We start from the raw sequence: 237 nt of genomic DNA, 5'->3' as shown, positions 1-237 counted from the left end.
CCATGACCCCCAAAGAGCGCGAGTTTCCGGATTTGCTAAAAGGCTCGCGCAAAAAACGCATTGCTGCAGGTTCCGGTACCCAGGTGCAGGATATTAACCAGCTGTTGAAGCAATTTACCCAGATGCAGAAAATGATGAAGCAGATGTCGGGTAAAGGTGGCTTAATGAAGATGATGCGCGGCATGGGAGGCAAGCTGCCACCGGGTATGCTGCCTCCACGCTAACGATACTTAAAGC

1 pseudogene is annotated in these 237 nt (G+C 51.5%); it reads left to right on the top strand.

Going from position 1 to position 237, the window contains the following annotated elements:
* A pseudogene (locus tag R0J87_RS24550) lies at positions 1-224 on the top strand (signal recognition particle protein); the annotation flags it as partial.
* Positions 225-237 lie beyond the last annotated feature (13 nt).

It is taken from the genome of Halomonas sp. SIMBA_159 (assembly GCF_046536035.1).
Lineage (GTDB): Bacteria > Pseudomonadota > Gammaproteobacteria > Pseudomonadales > Halomonadaceae > Vreelandella > Vreelandella venusta_A.
The sequence above is the reverse complement of the archived record's forward strand: the minus strand, read 5'-3'. Positions and strand labels throughout refer to the sequence as shown.